Here is a 6,247-nt window from a genome sequence, read left to right as displayed (position 1 = left end):
CACCACATACGATTCCTGTGCAGCACCACCCTCGTTCACACTAAATGCGCCTTCGACTTGCATCCGGATTCCTCCTCGTATCTCTGATTTCAAACCACGTTAATAAACTCTTGTTAAGCAAACTATTGTTAAAATCTCCGCCCTAGTCATCTTTAATTGGGGCATAAAAAAAGACCTATTCCTAGTTGGAATAAGCCTTTAAAAGTTTGCTGAGCGTGTTTATGAGTTTTTTGTTTGGTTTGCTGGTTGTAATGTAAAAACTTTTTTGTGGTATAAATTATACCTCAAATCTATTTCTTCCGTTTTATATTCTATTCTGGTATATGCTCTAATAAATCACCGGGTTGGCAGTTTAACGCTGAACATATCTTATCGATCACTTCCAGTGACACATACTCATTTGTATTCAATTTAGCCATCGTTGCAGAAGAAATTCCCGTCTTTTTCAAAAGGTCCTGTTTCTTTATATCCCTGTCAATCAGTAATTTTTGAAATGGTTTGTAGCTAATCATCTTATAGTCCCTTCCAGCAAAGTTGAAATTTTCTTTAATTATACGTAATGATATTTATTTTATCAAAAATACTTTTGACTTCTCTTGACTATTTTATTTGTTGTGTTAAAATAATATTCAATAAAGCAAATATTACTTCGTAAAAATAAATCCATTTTAGAGAGGGAGTGATTCCATCGCCGTGTTCTCTAGAAGTCCTATTAGACCCGCTTATTCGAGCTCGGATTGAATTTTTATACAGCCACCTCACCAAAAGCAACACAACCTATATACAATTAGTTACTGAACACGATCAATACTTCAAAAAGATTCAAGATTCCCTTCCAGAGGCTACAATTGAAACTGCTTTTCTTTACGAGGATACTGAAGTATCAATTCAGGCAATTTTGGAGCGCGAAATTTATTTACAAGGATTTAAAGATGCTCTTTGTCTACTTAATGAATCAAATATTGTCTTACGATGAGAGCCGTGAAGCTCTCTTTTTGTTTTATGGCTCTATTCTTATAACTGGACAGTGAAAAGTTTTTGTCGAAAAATCGACCAATAGTAAAATAACCCAATCAAGCGAATCTGTAGTATCCTTAAGGTTCTCAGGCCAGAAAGGAGAGCAGATCGCAAGAGAGGGTTACTTGAATAGTGTACTCTTTTTTCTTACGATCGACCAGTCCATGTTGAAATTCATGAATGAAATTCTGTGTGCATTTCGAGCTTGCTTCACCCGCACGGCCGCCTTCCAGTGGTTCGTGGTCATCGTCGTGGGTCTGATGATTCGTTCCGACCATCTCGGTGTGACCTCCATTGTCCGGGATCTGTCGTTGGATCCGCGTCATTACGAGTCGATGATTCATTTCTTCCGCTCCTCCGCCTGGTCGCTGGAATCGCTGCGGCTTGCCTGGCAGGAAGCCGTTCGCCGTTTCGCTCCGCTCCTGTACGTGCGCGGACAGGTCGTGCTCGTCGGCGACGGCATGAAACAAGCCAAGGAGGGACGGCAGATGCCGGGCGTCAAGAAGCTGCATCAGGAATCCGAAAATGTTTCCAAGGGCGAGTACATCTTTGGCCATTTGTTCGGCGCGATCGGCATTCTGGCGGGCACACCGGACAAGTGGTTTTGCCTGCCCCTGTTCATGAATCTGCAGGACGGCGTGAAAGCCATATTCGGATGGACAGACCATTCCAAGGAGCGTCAGGCTTCCCATGTCGTGCAAATGATGGAGCAAGCCTTCGTCTCCGCCCGCACCTTCGGCGGGGCGCTGCTTCTGTTGGATCGGTATTTTCTGTCTATCCCCGCGCTACAGCGGTTGGCCGAAGGAGATCGGGCCGGTGATGGACGTCTGCAAATCGTCACCAAAGCCAAAATGAATGCCGTAGCCTACGAAAGGCCTGAACCGAAGAAGCCGGGCCGCGGCCGCCCGCCGAAGAAAGGCAAGACGCTGAAGCTTGCCGAGTTGTTCCAGACACGCGCGACTGATTTTCAAACCACTGCTGTAACGATCTATGGCAAGGAAGAAACCGTCTCCTTCCTGTGTCTGGATTTGTTATGGGGACAGGGCCTGTATCAAGAATTGCGCTTCGTCCTCGTTCGGCACGGCGATCGCCTCTCCATTCTCGTCAGCACCGATCTGACGCTGGAGGCGGCGGAGATCATCGCGCTGTACGGATACCGTTTCAAGATCGAATGCACGTTTCGGGAAATGAAGCAAGTGATCGGTGCGTTCGGCTATCGCTTCTGGAGCGCGTCGATGCCGAAGCTGAACCGCTACCGTCGCAAAGGAGATCTGGATCCGCTGGAGCAGGTGACAAACGAGTCAGATCGGGAACGGATTCGGTTGACCCTCCGAGCCATCGAAGGCTTTGTCATGTGCAGCGTCATCGCGACGGGCATCGTGCAGCTTCTCGCATTGCGCTTTTCCGGTCGTACGCCTGCGCTATTCTTCCGCTATCTTCGCACGCCGTCCAAATCTATCGTGTCGGAGGCGACGATCGCGGTTTACTTGCGCCAATCGCTTTTTCGCTTGTTTGCTCAGAACCCGCATCTGGCGCTAACCCAAATTATTCGTTCCAAGCAGAAATCGGCCCATCCGGACGCGGATTCGCTTGCTTCTTAAACGCGAGAACTTTTCACTGTCAAGCTTATAAGTTTTAGACCCAAAATAAAAAAAGGCTACTCCATCTTTACTGTTCAAGTTGGAATAAGCCTTTGAAAATCTATCTCCAAGTTTTTGTTTGGTTTGTTGGTTTATTGTACGTTCCTGCTGTTGCGATGTAAATCCTGTGTAATGACTATTCTTTCTCTCTTTCCAACGTCTCCAGATATTTTTCTAAATGCTTTTTTCCAGAATTACTTTTGGGTATGACCCCGAGATATTTATATTTCCATATAGTCTTTCTTTCATGCAAGTCTGCATTTGAAAGATCATCATAATTAAAATCCATTTTAAATTTTCCTGAACTGTCTAAGGTTAAAGTGAAATTTGTCCAGGGCTCTTGATCGTTATCTTTAAACTCTGCCCAAAGCTCCTGAATAATATCGATCAATTGATGCCACTTTTCTGAGTATTCACGTTCACTTATTGTAGAAATTTCAGGAATATCATGACTATAAACATGTTTATCATTGCCTTCAGGGTAGTAATAAAAGTAAGCAGTTTGAGAACCTTCAACGATCTCACCATAAAGATAAACCTTAGACCATTTCTCAGGAATAGTATCAACAACAACTTCTGCCATCTCATGGTATATGATTCCTAATTTCTCGTCATTCATCTAACTTTCCCCCTGGTACATTATCAAACTGCCTAATTTCCCAATCATCATCGCCAATTTTGTACTTAATATCAAACTTACTGGACGTTGTGAATCTCCCTTATAATTAGGCGTTATTTTTACTTTCACTTCATCGCCTTGTTTAAGTGCATCCGCCCAAGTATTCTCAAGTTTCTTCCATTCACCCTTATTAAGGTTTCCATTCATTGGTACAAGGTTATCAAGATCACCCGAACCTTTAAAAATACTTGCAATTAAATGACCACCTTCGTCATCAGGTAAACGATTTTCTCTTCCTGCCACTCGTTGGGCATAGCCGTTTCTTTTTCCATTCCCTAATTTGAGTTCACCTTCAACATGTGAAACACGTCCTTTACTATCAGTCTTATAATTGTAGCCTTCTTTACTTGTATACTCAACATCCGGCTTCAGTACCTTTTTACGACCGTCTTTAGTGTAATGATCACCATAGTTTACTTTAGTTGGGGCTTTTGCCGTCCCCTCAGTATCCGACTTCTTCCCATCAGGCTTCCCTGATCCGCCGCTACCACTTCCGTGGTTACCGCTACCACTGCCATGGCTACCGCCACCACTGCTACCTCCGTGACCACTGCCTCCGCCAGAAACAATTCCTGAGCTGCCACCATGGCCGCCTTTCCTGCGGCCTCCGTTGGTCAAAATGCCCAGCAGAGTAATCGCTTCCTGCGGTGCCCAGCCTTCTTCCGGGATCTTCGCCACCGCAGCTTCCTGCAGCTCGCTCTTGTGGTAGTTGACTGCGGTTCCGTACGCCATGTTCATCGCCAAAGCCGTACGCGGACGGTTGGTTTCAAGGTTCTGCATCGCTGTCTTCAGCTTTTGCAGCACTTCCGCCTGGTTCAGGTTGCTGCCCATGCTTCGTGCTCCGGTGTACACTTTCCCCAGTGAGCTCATTCCCGTGATCGTTAAGGATTCGGCCACTTCCTTCGCCGATTTCATCACGGTTGCGGCTTTGTCCACCGCTTTGGCCGCCTTGCTGCCCAGCTTGGTGGCCTGGGCAACCCTGCGGGCCGCTTTCGCTCCGGTCGCTGCCCAGCCAGCAAACGGAATGGCTTACGCCACGGACATCGCTGCTCCGACATAGTCACCCCGCGCCAGGGAAATTCCGGAATTCGCCAAATCCGCAACCTCACATGATTACCGGAATATAACAAAAAACAAGTCAATCATGGAGGTAACCGACCATAATTAACCTGTTCAATATAACGAAATAGCGTTATTTAGGATATAAAATTCAAGTTTAACAATATGTGCACAAACAAAAAATAGTCTTAATACGGGCTTAAACAGAGGATATTTGTATTTGTTATTGAATGGATTTATTCGTCACTAGGTAGTCCCTATCCCAAATTTAGTCCTCATCACCATACATTAAATCATCCAACAATTCATTCTGTTTCTGTATCTCCCTATATCTATTGAATCTATTCATTAAGTATTCAATGCTAACCTCTTTATTTTTATCCAATTCGCCATCGAACAATTTAATTCTTGCACCTAAGCTTGTCAAATCATTTATTAGTTGCTTTAATCTTGCATCCTCATCTTCCTCTTTAAATAAAAGAGTCTCCATAATTGGTTCGCTGCTTTCAATTCTTTTTTTTATTTCTGAAAATCCCAAATCTGTATTTTTTTTTATTATGGGCAGGTACTTTGTTTGATTATCATCTTGTTCAACTACCACAAGTATTGTTGACACAGTTTTCCCCTCCTTAAAATTCATTATTGAATAAATCATTTAATGGCTTACCAGGCAGGCTCTTTCTATAACTTCCACCATGCCAACGATACAAATGCTCCTTAAATGTCACAGGGAAAATTATTTCTCCCCTATTTGCTAATTGTGGATATTTCGAAGCACTATAAGCATGGTGACCGATTATCGCCTTGCCATTATGTTTTGGCACGCTACCATTTATTATGTCTTGTACCTGTTCAGTCGTCCAATTTCTTGTAGATTTCCCCTTCAACAAACGTTCTCTTTCTTGTTCCCAAAAATTATCAACACCAGTATCTCTTCTTCTTTTGAATCTCTTATTCCACTCCAATTGCTTCCATTCTTCTTTGGTAATAGTTCTATTTTTAGCTTTCTCGTTCAATTTCTTCATTTTTTTACTGCCCATGATTTTGTAAGGAGTTTCTCTTGGTGTTGTGTCTAAACCTTTTGCTCTCTCAGCTATTATATCTGCTTCTGACTTATGTTGATTATTATTCCCCGTCTCCTCAGCACCCAGCTTCTTCCCATCCCCAGGCTTCCCAGAGCCGCCGCTACCACTTCCGTGGTTACCACTACCGCTGCCATGGCTACCGCCACCACTGCTACCTCCGTGACCACTGCCTCCGCCAGACACAATGCCAGAGCTGCCACCATGCCCGCCTTTTCTGCGGCCTCCATTCGTCAAGATCCCCAACAGAGTAATCGCTTCCTGCGGCGCCCAGCCTTCCTCCTGGATCTTCGCTACCGCGGCTTCCTGCATCTCACTCTTGTGGTAGTTTACCGCTGTTCCGTACGCCATACTCATCGCCATCGCCATGCGCGGACGGTTGGTTTCGAGATTCTGCATCGCTGTCTTCAGCTTTTGCAGCACTTCCGCCTGATTCAGGTTGCTGCCCATGCTTCGTGCTCCGGTGTATACTTTCCCCAGCGAGCCCATACCCGCTACCGTCAAGGATTCGGCCACTTCCTTCGCCGATTTCACCACAGTAGCGGCTTTATCCACCGCTTTGACCGCTTTGCTGCCCAACTTGGTGGCCTGGGCAACTCTACGCGCCGCCTTCGCTCCGGTCGCCGCCCAGCCTGCAAACGGAATGGCGGACGCCACGGATAACGCCGCTCCGACATAGTCACCCCGTGCCAGGGAAATGCCGGCATTGGCTAAATCCGCAATTTCACCGACCACCGGGATACATCCCACTACGTCCAGCACGACCTGCG

The 6,247-nt window shown here is 45.5% G+C and carries 6 protein-coding genes and 1 pseudogene; 2 read left to right on the top strand and 5 right to left on the bottom strand.

Going from position 1 to position 6,247, the window contains the following annotated elements:
- Positions 1-311: 311 nt before the first annotated feature.
- Positions 312-512, bottom strand: coding sequence for a helix-turn-helix domain-containing protein (locus ACE5LO_RS27570; protein ID WP_375523109.1), 201 nt, complete (start codon positions 510-512; stop codon positions 312-314).
- 630 nt (positions 513-1,142) lie between these two features.
- Here ACE5LO_RS27570 and ACE5LO_RS27565 point away from each other — a divergent pair.
- Positions 1,143-2,618, top strand: coding sequence for a transposase (locus ACE5LO_RS27565; RefSeq protein ID WP_375523108.1), 1,476 nt, complete (start codon positions 1,143-1,145; stop codon positions 2,616-2,618).
- A 175-nt stretch (positions 2,619-2,793) separates the two neighbouring features.
- Here the strand turns inward: ACE5LO_RS27565 and ACE5LO_RS27560 are convergent, their stop codons facing one another.
- Complete coding sequence (locus ACE5LO_RS27560) at positions 2,794-3,276, bottom strand: antitoxin YezG family protein (protein WP_375523107.1); 483 nt, start codon at positions 3,274-3,276, stop codon at positions 2,794-2,796.
- A complete protein-coding gene (locus ACE5LO_RS27555; RefSeq protein ID WP_375523106.1) occupies positions 3,277-4,167 on the bottom strand; it encodes a DNA/RNA non-specific endonuclease in 891 nt (296 codons plus the stop codon).
- Here ACE5LO_RS27555 and ACE5LO_RS27550 point away from each other — a divergent pair.
- Entirely contained in the window at positions 4,166-4,396 is a 231-nt protein-coding gene (locus ACE5LO_RS27550) for a hypothetical protein (protein WP_375523105.1), read from the top strand. The two genes, ACE5LO_RS27555 and ACE5LO_RS27550, sit on opposite strands and share 2 nt — an antisense overlap.
- 267 nt (positions 4,397-4,663) lie before the next feature.
- On the opposite strand, the gene ACE5LO_RS27545 is transcribed toward ACE5LO_RS27550, so the two are convergent.
- Both ACE5LO_RS27545 and ACE5LO_RS27540 read right to left on the bottom strand, forming a co-directional pair.
- Positions 4,664-5,011: a hypothetical protein gene (locus ACE5LO_RS27545; protein ID WP_375523104.1), complete on the bottom strand. Its 348-nt coding sequence runs from the start codon at positions 5,009-5,011 to the stop codon at positions 4,664-4,666.
- A gap of 13 nt (positions 5,012-5,024) precedes the next feature.
- Positions 5,025-6,247: pseudogene (locus tag ACE5LO_RS27540) on the bottom strand (hypothetical protein); the annotation flags it as partial.

Origin of the sequence: Paenibacillus medicaginis, assembly GCF_042138635.1 — a bacterium.
GTDB classification, from domain to species: Bacteria; Bacillota; Bacilli; order Paenibacillales; family Paenibacillaceae; genus Paenibacillus; species Paenibacillus medicaginis.
Note: the sequence above shows the minus strand (reverse complement) of the source record. Positions and strands in the feature narration are given on the sequence as shown.

Excerpts from the sequence above, each read along its gene's own strand:
- ACE5LO_RS27570 (WP_375523109.1), bottom strand. The coding sequence starts at position 512 with ATGATTAGCTACAAACCATTTCAAAAATTACTGATTGACAGGGATATA.
- ACE5LO_RS27560 (WP_375523107.1), bottom strand. The coding sequence starts at position 3,276 with ATGAATGACGAGAAATTAGGAATCATATACCATGAGATGGCAGAAGTT.
- ACE5LO_RS27550 (WP_375523105.1), top strand. The coding sequence starts at position 4,166 with ATGCTTCGTGCTCCGGTGTACACTTTCCCCAGTGAGCTCATTCCCGTG.
- ACE5LO_RS27555 (WP_375523106.1), bottom strand. The coding sequence starts at position 4,167 with ATGGGCAGCAACCTGAACCAGGCGGAAGTGCTGCAAAAGCTGAAGACA.